This window comes from bacterium, assembly GCA_035505375.1.
In the GTDB taxonomy this organism is placed as follows: Bacteria; Hydrothermota; Tepidihabitantia; order Tepidihabitantales; family Tepidihabitantaceae; genus UBA2258.
In genome coordinates this window covers 44188-64554 of sequence record DATJQV010000032.1, presented here as the reverse complement: position 1 = coordinate 64554, position 20367 = coordinate 44188, and the positions used below count along the sequence as shown (strand labels likewise).

13 protein-coding genes are annotated in these 20367 nt (G+C 60.7%); 2 read left to right on the top strand and 11 right to left on the bottom strand.

Features of this window, described 5'->3' with window-relative positions; all coding sequences use genetic code 11:
- The first annotated feature begins 765 nt into the window (after window positions 1-765).
- Together VMH22_05140 and VMH22_05135 are read left to right on the top strand one after the other, a co-directional pair.
- Entirely contained in the window at window positions 766-1014 is a 249-nt protein-coding gene (locus VMH22_05140) for a hypothetical protein (protein HTW91074.1), read from the top strand.
- Between the two features lie 157 nt (window positions 1015-1171).
- Window positions 1172-2788, top strand: a complete 1617-nt coding sequence (locus tag VMH22_05135) for a TIR domain-containing protein (GenBank protein ID HTW91073.1) — start codon at window positions 1172-1174, stop codon at window positions 2786-2788.
- 406 nt (window positions 2789-3194) lie between these two features.
- Here VMH22_05135 and VMH22_05130 read toward each other — a convergent pair whose 3' ends face one another.
- The 11 genes from VMH22_05130 to tmk all read right to left on the bottom strand — a co-directional run bounded on the left by VMH22_05130 (window position 3195) and on the right by tmk (window position 20338).
- On the bottom strand, window positions 3195-4259 hold the full coding sequence (locus VMH22_05130) for a helix-turn-helix domain-containing protein (protein ID HTW91072.1): 1065 nt from the start codon (window positions 4257-4259) through the stop codon (window positions 3195-3197).
- 524 nt (window positions 4260-4783) lie between these two features.
- Window positions 4784-5449, bottom strand: coding sequence for a hydrogenase nickel incorporation protein HypB (gene hypB, locus VMH22_05125; protein ID HTW91071.1), 666 nt, complete (start codon window positions 5447-5449; stop codon window positions 4784-4786).
- A gap of 78 nt (window positions 5450-5527) precedes the next feature.
- Window positions 5528-6829 carry an adenylosuccinate synthase gene (locus tag VMH22_05120; GenBank protein ID HTW91070.1) on the bottom strand — a complete coding sequence of 434 codons (1302 nt, stop codon included), beginning with the start codon at window positions 6827-6829 and terminating at the stop codon, window positions 5528-5530.
- Between the two features lie 81 nt (window positions 6830-6910).
- Window positions 6911-8023: a PorV/PorQ family protein gene (locus VMH22_05115; protein ID HTW91069.1), complete on the bottom strand. Its 1113-nt coding sequence runs from the start codon at window positions 8021-8023 to the stop codon at window positions 6911-6913.
- Window positions 8024-8225: 202 nt separating this feature from the next.
- A complete protein-coding gene (locus VMH22_05110) occupies window positions 8226-12068 on the bottom strand; it encodes a C25 family cysteine peptidase (protein ID HTW91068.1) in 3843 nt (1280 codons plus the stop codon).
- 59 nt (window positions 12069-12127) lie between these two features.
- On the bottom strand, window positions 12128-13180 hold the full coding sequence (locus tag VMH22_05105) for a hypothetical protein (GenBank protein ID HTW91067.1): 1053 nt from the start codon (window positions 13178-13180) through the stop codon (window positions 12128-12130).
- A gap of 148 nt (window positions 13181-13328) precedes the next feature.
- Window positions 13329-16187, bottom strand: coding sequence for a BamA/TamA family outer membrane protein (locus tag VMH22_05100; protein ID HTW91066.1), 2859 nt, complete (start codon window positions 16185-16187; stop codon window positions 13329-13331).
- 110 nt (window positions 16188-16297) lie between these two features.
- Window positions 16298-17245 carry an isoaspartyl peptidase/L-asparaginase gene (locus VMH22_05095; protein HTW91065.1) on the bottom strand — a complete coding sequence of 316 codons (948 nt, stop codon included), beginning with the start codon at window positions 17243-17245 and terminating at the stop codon, window positions 16298-16300.
- Window positions 17246-17288: 43 nt separating this feature from the next.
- Complete coding sequence (gene mutM, locus VMH22_05090; GenBank protein HTW91064.1) at window positions 17289-18125, bottom strand: bifunctional DNA-formamidopyrimidine glycosylase/DNA-(apurinic or apyrimidinic site) lyase; 837 nt, start codon at window positions 18123-18125, stop codon at window positions 17289-17291.
- 33 nt (window positions 18126-18158) lie between these two features.
- Window positions 18159-19697, bottom strand: coding sequence for a S41 family peptidase (locus tag VMH22_05085; GenBank protein HTW91063.1), 1539 nt, complete (start codon window positions 19695-19697; stop codon window positions 18159-18161).
- Window positions 19697-20338, bottom strand: coding sequence for a dTMP kinase (gene tmk / locus VMH22_05080; protein HTW91062.1), 642 nt, complete (start codon window positions 20336-20338; stop codon window positions 19697-19699). Before tmk ends, VMH22_05085 begins: the two co-directional genes overlap by 1 nt.
- Window positions 20339-20367 lie beyond the last annotated feature (29 nt).

Below are 20367 nucleotides of genomic sequence, written 5' to 3'. Positions count from 1 at the left end.
TACACCTTCGCTCGACAGCAGGTCGACTTCTCATGCAAGGTAGCCATGCACGAGAATACAGCAGAGAAAACAGACTTAACTCACTCATCCGCAACCACTAGCCGCGCTCACTTTCAACGGCATTTCCGCCACGCTTGCCCTAGAAGACATCTTCGTGGTATACCTAACTGGGGGGTGCCCTCGGAGAGTGCATCGCCGTGCGACGGTCACGTCGCAGAGTGCGGCCCTCGACGTCATTCGAATGGGGCGGCCGTACGTGGACTGGCTTCCATATGATAAGTGGACTACCCCGCGAGCGGAAGCGTTGTTTGCCCACGGTAGGCCATTCTGTGACTTGGATGTAACACAAATGGCACTGCTTGAGGATTGCCGCGTAATCCGAAACGCAGTTGCCCATCGTGGTACGCACGCCCTGTCGAGTTTCCGCAAACGCATGCTCAGCAAGGGGCCGTTGCTCCCAAGAGAACGCACACCTGGTGGCTTCCTTCGCGCGCTGTACAGAACCAACCCAGACCAAACCCGCTACCACTATTTCCTTGCGGGTCTGGGTTCAGTCGCCCGTGCGTTGACGTACTAATGGCCATAGCGTGGCACGAACAGGCGGTGAGAGTCCCGGCAACACAGCAAGTGATTCGTGGCGCGCGGGAGGCCATTTGACACGCCCGCCCGCAAATCCGAGAATCCTGCCGGGACCGAACGAAGATGGGCGGTCGGACTGGGAGTCTGCGTGGAGTTCTAAGCTCTTAACATCTAAGGTAGGTTGCGATGGATATATGTAGCTTGTGCGGTGTCAATGAGGGACGAGTTGTCACCATTCCTGCAGAGAGACTCTACCTGCCCTACAAGGGGACGCGGAGTGTCTGCGTGTGCGATGCCTGCATGAGAGAACGGGCCTGTCCGGGCCGCTGCGAGGCCGGATTCATCTCCGTGGGCAACGGGCAGCCCAGCGGGACTCACCGCGAAGGTTGTCACGTATGTGGCGGGTCGGGCACCTTCGACTACACTGGCCTGTAGAACTGACTGTAGACGGGAATGCGGGAAGTTGCACGCGCGGTTCAGCATGCCGCCCCGCGCTTGGCACTCAGCCCCCGAATGGTGCGATCCGGCTGATGGCCGCTATTTCTGCCATGTTGATGGACGCCCCAATGCGTAGCATCACCACTAGGCCTTAATGCCGCCCAGAGTGTTCCTGAGTCACGTTGCTGAGGACGTACGGCTCGCCTCATCCATCGCAGAACACATCAAAGCAGCTGGCGTGTCGGTTTACACCTACGAGCATGACCCCCAGCCCGGCAGGTCGATAGCTGACAAGATCAAGCGTGCGATAGCGAATTCCGACGCCGTGGTCGTGCTCCTCACACGGAACAGCCAGTCTTCAGCATATGTACAGCATGAGGTGGGATGTGCCGAGGGAATGGGCAAGCCGATATTGCCTATCGCCTCAGCCGATTACGACTTCACCCACATGGCGATGCTGCAGGGCCGCGAGTGCATTTTGTTCGACCATGATGACGTCGATCGTTCAGCTCAGCAACTCGTGAAAGAAGTCGCTCGCATCGTTGCGGCGAGGATCGGAGACGAATCCTCCCGCCGCTCCCAGGCGTACGGACGTATAGCCAACCTCGCTTCAACCAAGCAGATCGTGCCGACGCGGGAGGTCCCAGCCCCCGTCTCTCACCCGGCTGGGGCGTTTGAGATCGGGCAGGGCGCATTCCTGCCCCTAGAGCTCGCACGCTTCAAGCGCGCATTCCTGTCCGGGGCCGCGCGCTCATCAAGACAGGTCAAGCAGTTCTTCCTGCGTTACCCGAAGTTCCTTGGGCTTGGGGGGTACGTCCAGCTCAAAGCTGATGTTACGGTTGACGCCGGTACCGGCGGACGGCCGTACCGTGTGGATTTCTGCCGCAGGATGCAGGGAGACGATTTCTGGGACTTCGTGATCGTAGCCCCACCACAAACTCCGGTCTATGTCAACCGTGAAGGGCAGTGGCGTCTGTCCGACGAGGTCATATCGACGGCGCACCAGGCTCAATACTACGCCGGTTTGCTTGAATCGAACGAACCGCGACGGAAGTTTGAGCTCACGGCTGGCATCATGGTGTCGAGGCCAAGGACGCTTCTTGTCTGCGGCCGTCGCTGCCCGGACGTAGACGCAGTCGAAAGCAGGGTGCAGGCCTCGAGATACCAGAGTGTGGATGTTCGGACCTACGATGATATCTACAGCTATGCACGGGAGAGTTCGCGCACCTGCGTGCCAATTGGTGCACGCACGAGTCCGACCGAACGGGGAACTACGCGACGTCGGCGCAGGAGCAAACCCCTCTCGCCCGAGACGCTCTTTGTTGGCGAACACCACCAGTTTGTCGACGCCAAGGGGAGAATCGCAATACCCGTAGCCTTTCGGAAGGCTATGTCTAGCAATTCTGATGCGTGTCTGGTTGTGATGCGGGGCGCGAACAACTCGATTGAGTGCCACCTGGCCGCCGAATGGAACGAGCACGCGAAGACGTGGAGCAGGCACCTAAACCTGTACGAAAAAGAAGACGTATTCCTCAGGCGGGTGTGGCTGCCAGGGGCAAGCGAAGTCTCGATGGACCAGCGAGGTCGCATCCATATGCCCAAGCGTCTGCTCGACGCAGCCGGTGTTTCACGCGACGCTACCCTCTTGGGTATGGGGAGCTTCTTCGAGGTGTGGAGTCCTGTTAACCTCGCGGCCTACATGAAGGCCGCATCCAAATCCTACGACGAGGACCTGCTCCGGTTGAGGGATGAGAGTCTCGGGGACCAATAAAGAGCTCCTAACGCCGCGTCATTCCAGATCGTAGACGACAGCGCGGGCTGCCAGCGGCAGCCGCAGTTGGCAGAGAGCAACTAGGAGTTAGGCGCGGCCAAGGGCCGCGAGTGTCCGGCTACCAGTTGCCATTGTCCAGTGCGGGCCTCGACTTTCCGTTCCCCGGTCTCGCGTAGCCGTCTTGTGATGCGAACCGGGCTCCGCCCATCTCGCGCGGCTCATTGTCGCGAACCCGAATCCCCAGCGACACGCGAAAACAGGGACCTCCGTTTTCCTGGTCTGAGGAGTGTCGGGTAGACTACTTGCGGTGGAGGAAACGGTCGAGGCCGTCGAGGGCGGGTGGCGGACTTCGGAGAATTCAGAAGTCAGAGACCAGAAGTCAGAGTGCAGAATGACGAACGCGGACCTAGGCGCGATGCAGCTGCCGATCCAGACCCGAGAGGGCCAGCTCCGCAAACTTGCGGGCGAGGTCTTGGTCCGGCCGGTCTTTGAGCGCCTCTTCGAGAACCTGCTCCCGCTCCGGCGTTCCGGGCAACGTGTCATAGGCCGCGCTGGCCAGCAGGGTGAGCCAGTTGTACCAGGAAACCCGCTCACTGGCCGGACGGTTTATCATCTCGGTCACAGACATCACCGAATTCAGTCCCTCGCCGATGTACGCCTGCCGCTTGAGCATTTCCGGGGTCATCATTCTCTTCTGGCGCTCAAGCCAGCTCGGTTTGCGGCGCGGACTGGCCGGTTGCGGCTCGGCACCGAACGCGCCGGTCGTTTCCATCCGGCTGAACAGCTCGACTACGCGGTCACGCACCAGCCTCACGTCTCTCTCGGACAGCACGTGCGCGGCCACACCTTCGCCGACAACCCGCGCCATGCGAGTGAGCCGCACGTGCTTGAGCCCGCCCCGCGTCGAGCTGAGCGCGCCCCAGAACTTGCGCGCAAGTAGATGCAGGTATTGCCGCTCGGTGGCAGCAAGGCGGTGGCCGACCTCGTCTTCAAGGTACTTCACGAGGATGTCGAGTCGCTTGCGCCGGCTCGCTGCCGCTGCCAGATTCACGACCCGCTTCACTCGCTCCTCTGACGAAAGCGGCGGCTTGCGCTCTGCCCGGCGGGCCACGGTCGTCTTGATGTCGTAGTGCAGCGCCTGATTCCCGATCTGCACAGGCAGCGCCTCGGTCACCCGGGCGACGGCCTCGCGTCCTTCCTGCTCCAAAAGCAACGGCCTCGCCGTGTACGTATCCAGCAGGTCGGCAATCTCGCTGAAGCTGGCCCGGCACGCCCGCAGGTAATGGGCCACCAGCGACAGAGTGGGGTTCGAGTGAAGGCCTGACTCCAGCCGCGACACCAAGGCCTGGTCCAGACTGCCGCCGGCAAGTCCGGCCAGCTCAGCCTGGGTCAGCGAGGCTCTTCTGCGGAGTGACCGTAGCCTCAGCCCGAGTTCCTTGGTCATCGGCAAGTCGTCAGTCTTGCGGCTCAATCATCACCTCTGAATATGTAGTATACCGCATTCTCCCGCAACCGCCAATTCCTGTCCTAACTTCTGTATTCTCAATTCACTATTCACACTTCCCGCCCGAACCCCTCCTATGCTCCCCCCGTAGCTCCGCACATAGCTTCCGAGGTAACGACCGGAGCAACTTCCCGAGGAACGACGCGGGTTACTTCTACGGTTACTTCCACCGCTACTTCTTCCGCTACTTCGCGAGCAACGAGTAGAGTTCCTTGTCCGGTTCCTTGCCGAGTAACAAGTCAGGTTCCGTCCGGAGTTCCTTGCCGACTTACAGTCCGGTTTCCCGTCCGTGTTCCTTCCAGGATTACTCTGCGGGTTACCTTCTGACCAACGAGTGGAGTTTCTTGGATGGCTACGAGGAGAGCTGCGACGCGCATCGCAGCTCAAGCTACTCCGAATCTTGCCCTACAGGTCTGGGGGCGGCCTTATGGCCAAACAAGGGATGAGAATCGAGAACGGGGCGGGATCTTGGCGGCTGAATACGGACCGGGCTAGCGGCTCTTGCGGCGGGCGCGGAGCTTCTGTTCGAGCCACGCGACCCATTTGTCCACGCCGTCGCCGGTCTTGGCCGACATCTCGATGAAGGTGATGCCGGGCTTCAGCTTGCGCACGACCTTCTTGAGCGCGGGCAGGTCGAAGTCCACGTGGGGCAGCAGGTCCATCTTGTTGATGACGAGCACGTCGGACTTGGAGAACATCAGCGGGTATTTGACGGGCTTGTCGCTACCCTCGGGCGTGGAAATAACGGTCACGTTGTAGTGAGCCGGTAACGCAAACTCGGCCGGGCACACGAGGTTGCCGACATTCTCGATTATCAGCAGGTCGAGTTTGGAGAAGTCGATTCCCTCCAGGGCCGGCCCGAGCATCAGGCCGTCCAAGTGACACGCGCCTTGTGTGTTTATCTGGACGCAGCCGACGCCCTTGGCCGTGACCCGGCGCGCGTCGAGGTCGCCCTGGATGTCGCCCTCGATAACCTGTATCCGGTACTTCTGCCCCAGCGCCTCCGCCGTCCGCTCAACCAGTGCGGTCTTGCCCGCGCCGGGACCGGACATGATGTTGATGCCGAGCACGCCTTGGCGGTCGAGTTTCTGCAACTGGGCTGCGGCGAGCGCGTCGTTGCTCGCCAGCACCCGCCGCATCAGCTCAATCTTGGGCATAGGGAGAACCAGTGGCCAGTGTCCAGTGACCAGTGTCCAGTAGTAGGAAACTGGAACCTGGAAACTGGTACCTGGTAACTACGCCGTTCGGAGCCACCTGAGTTTCCTCGATTTGTACGGGATTGTCTGGCTGCGCTCGCTGCCGACCGAGACGAGCGCAATCGGACACCCGCAAAGCGTTTCGAGCCTGGCCAGGTAGCGCCGCGCCCGCAACGGCAGCTCGGCAAAGGAGCGGCAGCCTGAAGTCTTCTCCCGCCAGCCCGGCATCGTCTCATACACCGGCTCCAGTTGCTCGGCATGGAATGAATCGAACTCGCCTACCTCTACCCCGTCAAGCCGGTAGGCGCGGCAGATCTTGATCTCATCGAACGAATCGAGCACGTCGAGCTTGGTGACGACGAGGGCGTTCAGCTTGTTGTGCCGAACCGAAACACGTACGAGCGGAGCGTCAAACCAGCCGCACCTCCGCGGTCGGCCGGTAGTGGCACCGTACTCGCTGCCGAGAGCCCGCAACCTCTCGGCATCGGCGTCGTTCATTTCGGTTGGGAAGGGCCCGAGCCCGACACGCGTGGTGTACGCTTTGGCGATACCCACAACTTCTTCGAGCCATACCGGGCTGATGCCGGTCCCAGGCGCGACACCGCCGGCCCAGGTGAGTGAGGACGTTACATAGGGATAGGTGCCAAAGTCGATGTCCAGATGCATGCCCTGCGCTCCCTCAAACATCACACTGGCTCCTCGCCTTAGCGCGTCCTCGATGATCAGACTGCCGTCACCGACCATCTTCGCGATTCGCCGGGTGGCCTGCCAGTACTCGTGCGCCGTGTCCTTGAAGGATATCGGCTCGGCTTTGTAGCGGTCCATCAGCAGGAAGTTGGCCGCGGCCACGTTGTGCTTCAGCTTGTCGTTGAAAACCTCTTCGGAAAGCAGGTCCCCGGCGCGAATGCCGGAGCGGTTCACTTTGTCCGCGTAAGCCGGACCGATTCCGCGGCCGGTGGTACCGATGCGCTGCTTGGCCGATTGCTCATCCCGCAGCCGGTCGAGCTGTTGGTGATACGGCAGTATCATGTGGGCCCGGCAGTCGACCACCAGTCGCTGACCGAGCGGCACTTTGTGCTTGCGCAGCGCGGCCAGTTCGTGCTCGAAGACGTACGGGTCAATGACGCACCCGCAACCGATAACGCAGACCACTTTCGGGTAGAGGACAGCCGATGGAATCTGATGGAAGGTAAATGTGCTCCGCTCGACCCGAACCGTGTGTCCGGCGTTGGGTCCGCCCTGGAACCTGGCCACGACGTCGGCGCGGCCGGCCAGGTAGTCCACAACCTTGCCCTTGCCCTCGTCGCCCCACTGCGTACCGACGACCGTGAGATTAGACATGGTGGCGGCAGGTTCGAGCAGCATTCATCCGTTCAACGGCAGGCGATGTGCGATGAACGATCGAATGGTAGGCGATGGCTCTTAGAACTGGTACGAGAAGGAGAATTTGTAGTTCGAAGTCGGGAAATCGTAAATCCACTGGTCCATGCTCAGGTCGAACTTGAACCGCATGAACTCGACTCCACCGCCCAGACAGAGGCCGATGGACTTGAAGGTCCCGAGCCCCTTCCGGGTCAGCACGTCCCCGAGACCGTAGTGGTACGTCTGGCCGTCCTTCTCAAGGACGATGCCGCCGCGCTGGCCGGTCAGGTCCTCGAAGTAGCCGACGCGCGCAGACAGCAGGTTGATGAACTTCGCCTCGACCCCGAACGATTTCCAGGCATCGCGGGCCTCCACCTGCAGCTTGCGGCTGAACGACTCGGTACCGGTGGAATCGTAGAACATCCCGACAAGGATCTTCTCGACCTCGGGGACGATCGCCACGGAAACGACGTTGTTCTTCACCGGGTAGTAGGCCGCTCCGACGCGCAACATCCTGGGCAGCGGGTCGGATTCGCCGGAAGAGGTGTAGGCAATGTTGGGTCCGATATTCGATAGTGCGATCCCTGCCTGCAGGAAGTCGAAGGGCTTGTACAACGCACCGGCGTCAAGCGCCCACGTCACACCGGTTCCGCCCGAGCTGATGCCGAGCTCCGGCATCAAAGACCACACCCAGTCCGGCACGAGGAATGAGTAGACGAACTTGGCCGCGGCGCCGACGCCGAGGTTAGGCAGCACCTTGTAGCCGTATCCGGCAGCCACCGCCACGTCGAAGGTAGTGTAACGACCCAGAAAGTCGCCGCGCTCATTGACTACGTCGGTCTCGCCGGTCGTAAGATAGACAATATTGACGCCGACGTTGCCGTAGTCCTTCAACTGGTGCGTAAGACCGGCGTACTCGTAGTACATGCCCTGGTACAGACCGGGCAGCCAGTTGCAGTGCATCAGCGTGGCATTGGTTCCTTGCAGGAACCCCATGCCGCCCTGGTTATAGTAGAGGCTGCTCGCGTCGTCCGATACCGCGGTGAACGCACCGGCAAGGCCGGTCGGACGGGCCGCAGGCCAGATTTCCAGGAACACTGCCCCAGGGTTTTGGCTCGCGGCTGCAACCCCAAGCAGAGAAACCAGCGCGAGCCAGCAGGCTTTCTTCCTCATACGGACTTCTCCTTGGTAAACACAAGACAATTATAGGACTGCAGGTGTCAGGGTCAAGCTTCTGGGGGCAAAGCCCGAATTGACGAAACTCGAATCCCGAATCAAGTTCGACCGCAGGCAATGTCATTTGCGGCACACCACATGCCGTATACAGCATATGGACAATTCGTCATGCGGACCTCTACTTCGAGCTTTGTCTTCATTACCTGTGAATGAGCAGCTTGTCCCTCACGGTCACCCTTTGCAGGCCGCCCGGTGCCTCGTCGGCCTGCGCAGTTACGACAAACAGGTATACGCCGTTCGCCGGGAGATTGCCGTCGCCGTCGAGACCGTCCCATTCGATTTCGTTGTATCCGTAGCCTGCAGGCCTGAGCCCAAGGTCGCGTACCAGCCGACCGGCCATGGAATAGACTCTGACTCGGACATCGGCCTGCCGGCTTAACGTGAATGTGAACCGGCAGCCGGCCTTCACCGGATCGGGATATGGAAGCACGGAATCGATCTTCAGCATGTCCGATTGCGACGGTTTGACTGTGATGCCGGCCACGGTCCGGTTGAGCAGGTTATCGGAGACTGTTACAAAGAGCGAGTCCGCCGGTCCGGCGAGTTCCACCGGCAGGCGGAAGCGAGCCGTCGTCGTCGAACCGGCGTCGAACACAAACAGGTCCGTGAGATCAACCGCGCTGGTCGGAGCGTCAACGTAGAACAACGGTGTTGCGCCGCCTACCGGCGCGATCATGATTCCGTGACTGTCGCTGACCACCCCATCCAGCACGAACTTTGACGGCACGACCGCAGCGTTCTCCAGCCGATTGCCGTTCAAGAAGAAGCTGACGGCGGGACCGGCGGTGTCGTGCAGCGCGGCCGCGGTCCGCGTGTACGCGATCGAGTCATGCAGAATGTCAATGACGCCGGAATCACCGCATGCCGAACCGCTGAAGCAGCACGACTGCGGGATCGGCGCGTAGTTGCCGTTGGGCACGAAGACGGTATCCAGCGGCACTCCGAGCGGGAACGTGCCCCGGCAGGCCAGTGCCCCCGCCGTGATATCGCCGGTCCCGCGCGCCAGCTCCAGCCCCGATAATCGGTAGCTGGTCGTGCCGCGGAACGAACGATAGGTTCGAATACGTCTCGGCCCCTGGAGTTGCCAGGAGAACTTCGTCTTGGTGGCCTGCACCGAGCCGGCCACCTTGAACCCGGCGCCGGGCTTAAGGGTGTCCGGGGCGACGGAGATTTGCTGGGGCGAGACCTGCGGCAGACGAAGCACAGTTGCCGGGTCGCCGAACAAACAGTAGATGTCGTCGGTCGGCCACGCCTGCAAGAAACACAGGCCGATGGTCGAGCCCGGCTGGGCGAACAATGGAGTCATGAGGTCACGGGCGAACACCAGATTTGAGCCGGCGGTGGTCGCCTTGGTCGCGCCGGCCGCAGCGATCGCACCGGACGGCTGTCGTACCAGTTCCTCCGCGATGCACTCATACTGAGTGTCGTCGAATCGCCCTACCGAACAACTGCCGAAGAAACAGAACGGATTACGATGGCCGTTCTGTATCTGAGGAACCTGAGATATGTTGAGGACGCTTTCGTGCGTCAGATCGTACCCGGCCCCGTGTCCGAAAAACGCAAGCACGATGCCGCCCAGGTCCATCTGGCGCATGAACTCGGCATGAGCGCCGGGCTTGTTCTTGATTTCCACGTACGGCCACTCGGTGAGATAGACCTTGACCAGATCAAGCGCGTTGCCGGTCAACGCCCCCATCGCCTCGCAATTCCCGATGTGACCGAATGTGATTGGATCCCACCACCGGGGGTTATTCGGGTCGTCCCACCCAAGGAATTCATCGTCGGCCAGCAGCAGGTACCGTCTGTTCCACAGTCCGGCCGGCTCCGCGTCGTAGGCAATCAGCTTGTCCACGAACTGCCCAAGCTGGGCCGCGCTTCGGCACGTAACCCGACCCAGCGCCATGTCGGGACTGCTGCCATCTCCCTCGAAGTCGGCATACCACGCGTCGAATGCCAGCGCGCTCCGGTCGTACGCGTCCGGGTTCAGCCCGAATCCGTACTCGTAGGCAGGCACGCCCGGCGGCCGCTTACTGAGAATCCCCTTGTAGTCGCAAGTAGCATCGCCGGCGAGCAATCCGTAGGCCGGATGCTTGTCAGCAAAGAAACGCTTGATCGCTCCGGGCTCTTCCATTCCAAAGGCATAGTCATCATCGATGTCGTCGAGCGTCGCGGCTCTCGCGACGGCGTGCGGTATTCCGGCGATTCGTCCGGTTCGGTATCCTGCCATTCGCTGTGCGGTAACCACGAACTCCTTGGGTGTGACTATCCAGTAGTCGGCCCGCAACTCCTGACTGCGGAGCTGTCCCGGATGGCGGAGTTCGATGCCGGCGGGTTTGAGGAATTGGCTTGCGCCGGCCACCGCGAACTCCGCGGGCCGGGTCACGCGCCAGCAGAACCTGGCACTGTCCCCGAGCAATTCCACGCTGTCGCTCATCGTTGGCGTGTAGGGGTCGGTAACGTCAAGGACGACCGGCCGCTCGCGAGCGTCCTTGATACAAAACCAGAACCTGCCGGTGTCCTCGGACAGGAACTGGAACTGCCCGGGGTAGAGCGAAAGCCGTCGTCGGTAGCCGATTTCGAGATAGTCGAGATAGAGGCTCTTTTCCCCGTCGCCTCCCAGCTCGAATGTCAGCACGTTCGAAGCGAAATTAGCCGGCAGGACTGTGTCGGCTGAGAAATCGAATGGGCTCGAGGGTGGTGATTGACCGAACTGGTAAGCGGCAATCGCACGGTGATTGAAGGAGACCGAGAGCTGATTGCCGTCGTCGTCGGCCAGAAATCTGCCGGACAGCCGCTGGACCTGAACCGGGTAGGTAATGTCCAGCGGCACGTCGAGCACCGTCGCGGCGCGGTCTGATGCCTTGAACAGCTGCGCCCATATCCAGAGGAGCCCGGACCGGGCCGGGCAGTCAAGGTCCCTCTCCTGATGAAGTCTTTCCCCGCCGTTGTCGACTACCGGTGCACCGATTGTGTCCGGCCTCACGGCCGGAACAATCCTGCTGCCCTGCGCCCCGCCCCAGGTTAGCCAGTAGACGTTGTGCCGCGTGAAGTAGTTCTTAACGTAGACTGAGCACCTTCCGACCCAGTGAGAAGGCGCGAGTCCGTAGAATATAAGTCGGTCAGCCGGGGCCAGCCTGCCGCCCTCACCGCCCTGCACGATAATAGGCACCTGCCGCATTGTGTCCGGATATGAGTCGTTCGGCTCATGTTCGCCAATCGTGTACAGCGCAAGCGTCGCCGGGTTCAGCCCGGGCAGGCTGACTCCGGCTGCGGCGAGTTCGCGGCCGCTGATGCTGTAAATGCCGGTCGTGTCCACCTGGATCCTGAGCCAAAACGGCGACCGCTCAAACTGTGACGCAGTTTCAGCGGGCCAATCGAGCTTCCAGTCCAGCGCCTCTTTCCCGTTCAGCAGCATTGCGGAGACAGCACCGTCCAGCGGATCCGGATCGCTGTGTGTCTGCGGCCTCTGCTCAAAAGTGACTGACACGTCCAGCCATTCGTAGTAAGTCAGTGCATTGGCATCCTTGTTGTAGCTGCAGGGACTGAGCCGGAGCGGCACGAAACGCACCCTCCGCAGTATCTCTGCCGGTCCGGCTTCCACGGGTTTTGGAGACGAAAGCCGGGAGTCTGCCGGTAGCTTGTCAAACCACGCCGAATCACGATCCCACGACATGTGCGGAACGTTCGCAAGACTGACTCCTTGTACGCTATGCTCCGGGCCGGTGCTGATGCTGATTCGCACACCGCCGGTCTGCGGAATTCCAATGCGAACGAGCTTGCCGGGCAAGTCGGGCTCGCCGGGCTCGGCCAGGTGGTCCGCGTCATCAAGACTGATGGCGCTTCCCCCGCTCAGGCAGGCCGTGAGCGCGACCTTTCCCGGGACGTATCTAAAAGTGATACCGCCATCGCCTGACTTCTCAAGGGTGACCGAGGCCGATAGCACGGTCGGGACAAGGATAAGTAGCAACGCAGCTAGCTTCACCAGGACGAATTTAGAAGGCGGCGGACGCAACTCAAACGGTGTGGCCGACGTCAGCCCGCTCACGGCGTAACTGTGATTCTGAAACCTGCGGGAATCACGCCGCTCGATGCCAGGGCGGCGATGACCCTGACGTCATCCGCCCCGCCGATGTCAGCAAACACCACTCTGCCATCACGGCCCGGGGTGGCAGCGGACAGGGCAACGTTGTTCACGACAAGTACCGCCGGCCTGGCGGTATCGGACGCAGCAAGTGAGACGGCAAGTTCGGCATCGACCGGACTCGTCGTCCGGACGTCGGCATTGATTCGCTGATTGCCGGCCAGCAGATACTCGAGCACGACTCGACGCGAAGCGTCTCCTCCGACTTCCAATGCTCGTCCGGAATCGCTGAGTCCGGCTGTGGAGCTCGTCTCTTGGCTGTTTGCCCAATGCCCCTGCCATATCTCAACACTCCCGCGGCTGAAAAGCATCTCGACCTGATGGCGGCTCTTGGGCTGTCCCAGCAGCAGCGTCAGGCCGCTTCGAGTCCTGCGGTTCCGATTGTCCCAGCCGAGTCTTGCCAACCTCTGATTGATCGTCGCCACGGCACGGTCGCAGGCGGTTCGATCCAATCCGATCGCAGGACGGGCATCGACGGTCATTGCCGGCACGTAGGGAACATCGACCGATCCGGCTCGGTTGAACCGTCCCAACCTGAGTTCCCACTCGGACGCTTTCGTGGAGTCGCTGCAGTACAGCCGCAGCGGCAGCCCGGAGTACGGATCGACCTCCATGACCCCGGTGAGTTTCCGGGTCTGAGTCGGGTCGAGTATCGGCAAGTACGGACTGAACGTGAATCGATATCGCCCGCGCTCACTGCCAGCAAACCGGAAATACCTGTCGCCCAGGGCCCCTTCTCCCTGCTCCAGCACACGCGTTTCCACGCCACGCATCGTCCGGTGCCAGCCGGCCTTCTCCTTTTCGTACTGGTCAGGGCCCTCTGCCCTGAGCTCTACCCGCGACACTTCGGTCCTGTGCCGCATGTTGCCGGACCAGGCCTCGCGGTCCGACTCATCGCGTACCCCGTTGAACGCAACCACGATTGGAAACGGCACGTCGGTATGGAAGCTCAAAGCAAAGGCGAATGAATGAAGGCGCGCCAGCCGTCCCCAAGCGCCGGCAGCGGCTTGTTCGGGCTCGACCGGGCGTGCGTTTCGGACAACGCCGGCACAGGAGAGCGCCAGAAGCGAGAACAGAGCAGGCAGTGGGCCCCGGACCGACCTAGAAATCCGTGCCCAACCCAAGGATGAACTTCCAGCCGTTGTCATCGGTGGTGGAGAGCGGTTTTGCGAAGTCGAACTTCAGCAGGAAATAGGAAATCGTCACCCTCGCCCCGAATCCTACTCCCAGCTTCAGGTTGTCGAGCTTTCCCTGACTGCTGTTCCACAAGCGAAATGTATCGTTGGGATTGCCGGGCGCGACCATCCCACCGTCGAGAAAAGCCACGCCTCTAATGCCTCCGAATTCGATGGGCAGAGGGAATGCCATCTTGAACCGGTCGATGAATGGATAGCGGAACTCAAGGCTGAAGGCGGCGGCCTCGGGACCGCAGTCTTGGTAGAACTCAGCCGGCTGGTAGCCCCTTACCACCAACTGTCCGGGCGCGTATTCAAGGAACTGGATCCCTCCGACGTAATACTCGTCAGCGTCAGCACCGAAGCTCGCTATGCCCTGCAGCCGGCTTGCGAATACGAACCGCCTCCCCAGTCTCTGGTAGTTCCTGACGTCGAAGAAAACATCCTGCGACTGCCTTGCGGAAAGGAATGGGATGTATGCATCGAGGCCAATCCTGGCTCTGGTGCCTCGGGCCGGACCGTTGTTGTCCCAGTATGTATTATCGAAGACCAGTGCCGCCTCGCCGTAGAAATCAACTTCGTTCCACGTGCTGTCCTGGTACCAGCCCGGTTCAGGCACTTCGGGATAGTTCACCCAGGTATCACGTTCAACATTGCTGTAGTACGCAGTCGGGCCGATCTCGGCCCTGACAAAGCGGTTAAATGGATAAGCGCCCAGCATTGACAAACCCCGGTTGAGTGCTCCCTCGAGCATGTAGCCCGGGTCATAGCGGCGGATATCCTGAAGTTGGTAGAACGTGAACCCGTAGTCAATCCGTTGCGGCAGGTACCAGTACTGGAAGATGAAATCCGAGTTGAGGATATTGCCGTAGAGGTCGGTGTATACCTCAAATCGACTGTCGCCGAGCATGTCGCTGAACGCTATGTCGACCAGCCCCTCGAACCCGCCCGCTGAACCGGTACCGTATGATGCTGCCCCTGACGCATAGTCAAGCGAGAGATTGAATCCGACCGGCTTGACCTGACTGAAGTCAAGCCCGTTCTTGTCGAATCTGAATGTGTCAAGCGGAGGTATGTACTGCTTGCCTGAATCCGAAGGTATGTTCACGAGTGGGTCAAGAATCTCGGCGACGTCCCAACCGACGTTTGAGAAGTAGGCGAACGCGAGTTTACGGTCGTCGCGCGAGAGCGTAAGGTAGGAAGCATCACCCAGCAGGTCCGTACGTCGGACGACGCGGTTCGTGGCAAGCGAGTAGACGTAGATATTACTGGCCGAGTCCGATGCCGCGTAAAGCAGATACTGACCGGAATGAGAGAACTCCGGGTGCGAGATCTCGCCGCCACGGGCCGTCAGCCTGTTCACCACGCCGGACGTATCTCTGATCCAGACCGCGTACTGTCCGGGGCTCCAGACTGCACCCTCGTCCGGCCGGTCGGAAATGAAGGCGATCGAGTCTCCGCCCGGCGAGAATACCGGGTCACGGTCGTCGTACACGTCGTACGTCACCCGCGTTGGCTCGCCGCCGTCGACGTCGGCCGTGTAGATGTCACTGAATCCGTTCTTGATACCGACAAATACAATCTTCCGGCCGTCGGGAGAAAACCGCGGGCTGTATATGGCGTCGAGGTTGCCGTATATCCGGCGCTTGACCTTGCCCGTTTCGTAGTCGACCAGCGCAAGATTGTCCCGGCCGGCGCTTGTCGTCACTACTGCGATCGAGTTCTCGTCGGGAGACCAGGCCGCACCGGGCCGGAGGAGGTGCATCGACTCAAACCCACCGGACCTTTCACCCTTAACCAGACGCTTCAAGACCCTGCCGTCAAATGCGGATATCACATACACATCAGTATACTCGAGCCGGTCGGATATCATCACTATCTTGGTACCACTTGGCGAGATCGCCGGAGCCGTGTTGTACACCGACCCGTCCTCCGCATGGTTGGTGAGACGCTTCGCCAGAATCTTGAAGTTGTCGAGCCTGGTTATCTGCGGCCAGTACTTCACCCGCAGATACTCCTCCCAGTCCGTGCTGAAGCGCTTGACCGAGACACCGAACGTCGAGGCAAACGCGCCGTCGACACTGCGTCTGCTCTGGAGCGCGTGCATGAACTCGTACACTTTCTTGCGGCCGTACTTCTGCTCCACGTAGCGGAAGAAGGATTCGCCCTCCCGATAGACCAGGTAGCCCATCTCATCCGACAGGTTGTCGAGCGGCACCAGCCGGTTGCTGATGACCAGATCGCGCATGAAGTCGTCCGAACTGATGTTGACCCAGCCGGACTGATACTCGGCGAAACCCTCGGTCACCCAGAGTGGAATCTCGAATTCGTCGACCGCTCCAAGCAACGACGCGAGCTTCGAGTGGTAGTACATCTGGAACTCGAAGATGTGAGTCAACTCATGCCCGATAACATGGTGCAGATTGCTGTACGACCCGTCAAAGGGAATCACGATGCGGTTCTTGATCACCTCGGAGAATCCGCCTACGCCTTCGTCAATTACGTCGGTTATTACGTTGGTCTCGCTGAACTGCCCGGGAGAGAGATACAGTATGAGCGGTATCTTCCCTTCGACCTCGACTCCGAGGTCACCGGAAGTCTTGGCATAGTATTCCTCGGCTGAACGTGCGGCAAACTCAGCCAGTCCTTCGCCGCCCGGATAGAACAGCACACGGAAGTGTTGAGTCTCGTAGGTCTGGAACTCGTAGTCGCGCGTCTGCACCTTGTTCTCGCCGAAGTCCGAGTACTGCGCGGTGGCCAGCGCGACGACAAGGGCCGTTCCCACAAGCGACAGCCAAGTTGCAGACCGGCGCATCAAACACTTAGACACAGAGAATCAGCTATTGCTGCGAACTGGCCCGCAACTCTGAACTCGACATACAAGGCGCCCGATCTTCATGCCTTCTGTTTCTCTTCCGTGAACAGAAATCGCCTCTCAGCCACCTTGTAACCATAGGCCATATGTGGAGTCGTATGACCGTAGCACATGCCGCCCCTCGCATCGATGCCTACTGCACCGAAAGCAATCTTCTTCTGCCTGGCCTCGGCTACTACCAGCACCATGGCGGTTGACGCCGGCATTGTCCTCATCCGTTCGACGATGTCGCGGGCGAGCGAGTGCCGCATGATCTCCTCTCCGTGACCCGTGCAGGAAACCGCGCCGCTGGGACCGGCGAAGGTACCCGCCCCCAGAATCGCGGCGTCACCCACCCGGCCGTGCATCCGTCCGACAATCCCGCCCGAAGACGTCGCGACCGCGAGGCTGCCATGCTTGTCTTTCGCCACTGCTCCGACGGTGCCCATCTTGCTACGTGATGGTGAGTCTGCCTCGCCGGTCGGCGGCAGGCCGTCGGGAAAACGCTGCTGATTCTGCTTGAGAAAGTACCTCGAGCCCTGATCGAGCACTCGCCGTAGCCGCATCTGCGCGCGCTCGGTTAAGGCATCGTATTCCTCAAATCCTTCCCTGCGCGCGAACGCAGTAGCGCCGGCACCACTGAGAAGCAGATGGTCGGTCTCAGTCATGACCTTTTCAGCGACCAGGATCGGGTTCTTTACGCCGTAGATGCCGGCTACGCCCCCAAACGTGCCTCTCTGTGTCATCACCGACGCATCCATCTCAATCAGACCGTCAATCGTCAGGTCCGACCCGGTCCCGGCGTTGAACAGCGGATTGTCCTCCATGATCCTCACTGCGAAAACTGCCGCCTCAACCGCACTGGCGCTCTGACGCAGAAGACGGTAGCCCTCGTCAATTGCCTCGGTAAGGCCCGCGGCGTAGGCCGGCTTGTCATCAATTGTGCCGGCGCCGGCGTGGCAGATGATCTCGAGCGGGCTGTCGTTCACACGGCCCTCAAGCCATGAACCTCGGCGCTTCCGTCACGCATCGCTACTTCTGGCAGACCGGACAGAAGTGGGTACTCCTGCCGCCGATCCTCTGACGCCGGATCAAACCACGGCATCCGCGACGTCGGCATCGTTCACCCTCTCTCCCGAATACGGCCAGTCGCTCTTGAAACGAACCGTTTTCGCCCTCGGGCAGACGATACCGACCGTCGCGCAAGGTCGTGCCGCACCACCGGATACCGTCTCTCAACACGTCCGTCAACGCCCGAGCAAGCCGGGCAACCTCGGCATCTCTCAGCCGGCCGGCCTTCCGCAACGGCCTTATTCCCGCACGGAACAACGCCTCGTCCGAGTATATGTTGCCGACGCCGCAGGCGATACGCTGGTCGAGCAGAAGATTCTTGACCGGCGCTGTCCGGCCGCGCAACCGTCCACGCAGGTAGTTGGCATCGAAACCAGCGTGAATCGGCTCCGGTCCCATCTTCGACATTCCGGCCAGTTCGGCCGGGTATCTGCCTTGCTGAACCAGATAGACTCGTCCAAGCGCTCGCGGTTCGGCAAAGGAAAGCGCAGTGCCGTTGTCCAACTCCAGCCTTACCCGTTCGTACTCGACCTTTCGCTGATGGTCGACCACCTCGAGATGCCCGCTGAGCCGCAGGTGAACAACGATCTCCCTGCCCAGGTCAAGCCGCAAAATCAGGTACTTTCCACGTCGCCCGATATCCGCGATCTCGCGGCCCGCAGCGCCGCGCTCGAAGGCTCTGACACCGGGGAATCCGACGATGTCGTCGCGGAGTACCCGCACTCGCACGATACGCCGTCCGACAAGGAGCGGCTGCAACCTGAGCCGAATCGTCTCTACTTCAGGAAGTTCAGGCACGATGTCAAGACTTCGGTCGGTACTCGGGCGGTGCTACTTGAGCCCCTTCAGCAACTCGTCCGAAGTATGGACAGGCTTGAGCAATTCGATGGCTTTCAACACCTGCTCGTCGTAGCGCATCCGTGCCTGGTAGTCGCCCCGCGTCCCGAGCAGCCTGGTCGCGACCTCTCGTTCGATTTCACGCACGAAGATGCTCCGGGATGAATCGAACTCGGCTTGCGTGAAATCGAGCTTCTTGGCCGTCTTCAGATACTCGCGGAACTGGTCAAGCACGGCCTGGTCCGCGCGAAAATCACCAGTCAGTCCGGGATGTGAGTTGGAGTATTCAACCGCGAAGTCGAAGAAAGCGTCGCGGGTCATGCGGGCCGTAAGCGAACTGAGCTTCGCGTAAGCCACGTAAACGTCCGGAGCAATCCCGCCGCCACCGTACACTTTTCGGTGCAGCTTGCCAAGCGTGTGATAAGTCCTTGTGGTGTCCTGTGTCGAGTCCGGAATCACCGAACTCTCCTTGTCGTACCGGCGGTTGATGCAGCGCCCGCTCGGCGTGTACCAGAACGCCGTAGTTACTTTGACGGCGATGTCCGGGCCAAGCGGATGAACCGTCTGGACCGAACCTTTGCCATATGTCGTATCGCCGACCAGCAGCGCCCGCTCCCAGTCCTGAAGAGCGCCCGAGACAATCTCAGCGGCCGATGCGCTGGCGCGGTCAACCAGCACGACCAACGGGTAGTCGTCACCGTGCGCGTCCCGGGTCTCAGCGTCAAGATCGTGGTTGCTGTCCGGAATGCGACCCTTGGTCCGCACGATGACGTCGCCCGGCGGCAGGAACAGATCCGACACGTCCCGCCCTTCGGCGAGCAGGCCGCCTCCGTTTGACCGCAGGTCGAATATCAACTTCTTCGCCCCGACCCCGAACAGCGAGTCGATGGCTCGGCTCAACTCCTCCGTGGCCGTCTTTGAGAAATCCGCCAGCCGCACGTATCCGATGCCATCCCCGAGCATCGCCGCATACGGTACGGCTTTGATGTTGATGATCGCTCGAGTGAGCTCGAACGGAATCAGATCTCTCACCCCGGGGCGAGCGATTCCCAGCTTGATCTTGCTGCCCGGAGCCCCGCGCAGAATCTTGATGGCATCGTCGGTCGTGAAGTCCTCGGTTGACTTGCCTTCAATCTGGGCGATCCGGTCCCCGCCTCTGATACCGGCCCTTTCCGCCGGCGTCCCGTCAATGGGAGAGATGACGGTCAACTGCCCGTCCACTATCCCGATCTGAATGCCGATCCCGCCGAACTGCCCTTCGGTCATTACCTGCAGTTCCTTGAAATCACGCTCGTCGAGGAACTCGGTGTGCGGGTCCAGCGAACTGAGCATCCCGCGAATACCCGCTCGTATCATCTTGTCCGGGTCGATCCTCTCGACATAGTCTGACATAACTATGTCGACTACCCGGGAGAAGGTCTGCAGACTCTCGAGCAGGCCTCCTGTCTTTTGTGCCCAGAGCTTGCCGAACAATCCGCCCAGGCACAGACACAGCACCACCAGAGTCGCGACCAGCGCTACTCGTCGCTTCATTATTTCAGGATACCCTTTCGCTTCAGTAATTCCTCGACGTGTTGGAAAATCAACGGCTCAAGCTCGCCGGCTGTCAAGGTTCCGTCGACGACCTTGAACCGTCCGGGCGCACGCCTGGCAACCCGCAGGTAGCCCTGGCGTACCCGTTCATGAAATTCTACCCGCTCCTGCTCCAGTCTGTCAAGGACACCGGACGCCTTCCTGCGCTGCCCGACATCTACCGGCACGTCGACCAGCAGCGAGAGATCAGGTCTGAGGTCGGCAGTTGCCAGTTTGTTCAGTCGCGCGACCAGCTTCTCACCCAGTCCGCGACCGAAGCCCTGATAGGCTATCGAAGAATCCCCGAACCGGTCGAGAATCACGGTTCTGCCTTCCTTAAGCGCGGGCAGAACCCTGTCTCGCACCAACTGATTCCGGCTCGCAAGATATAGGAACAACTCGGTCAGACCATGCATGTCCTTGTTCTTCGGGTCGAGCAGGATGTTGCGGATGGATTCGCCGATATCCGTCCCGCCGGGCTCGCGCGACGCAAAGCACGGAACGGCAAGCTCCGACAGCCGCTTCGCGAGCCTCTCGGCTTGAGTGGACTTGCCCGAACCCTCGACGCCTTCGAAGGTTATCAGGGCACCACGAACGGCCAATGCGGGAATTCCTAATTGCTAATCCGGAA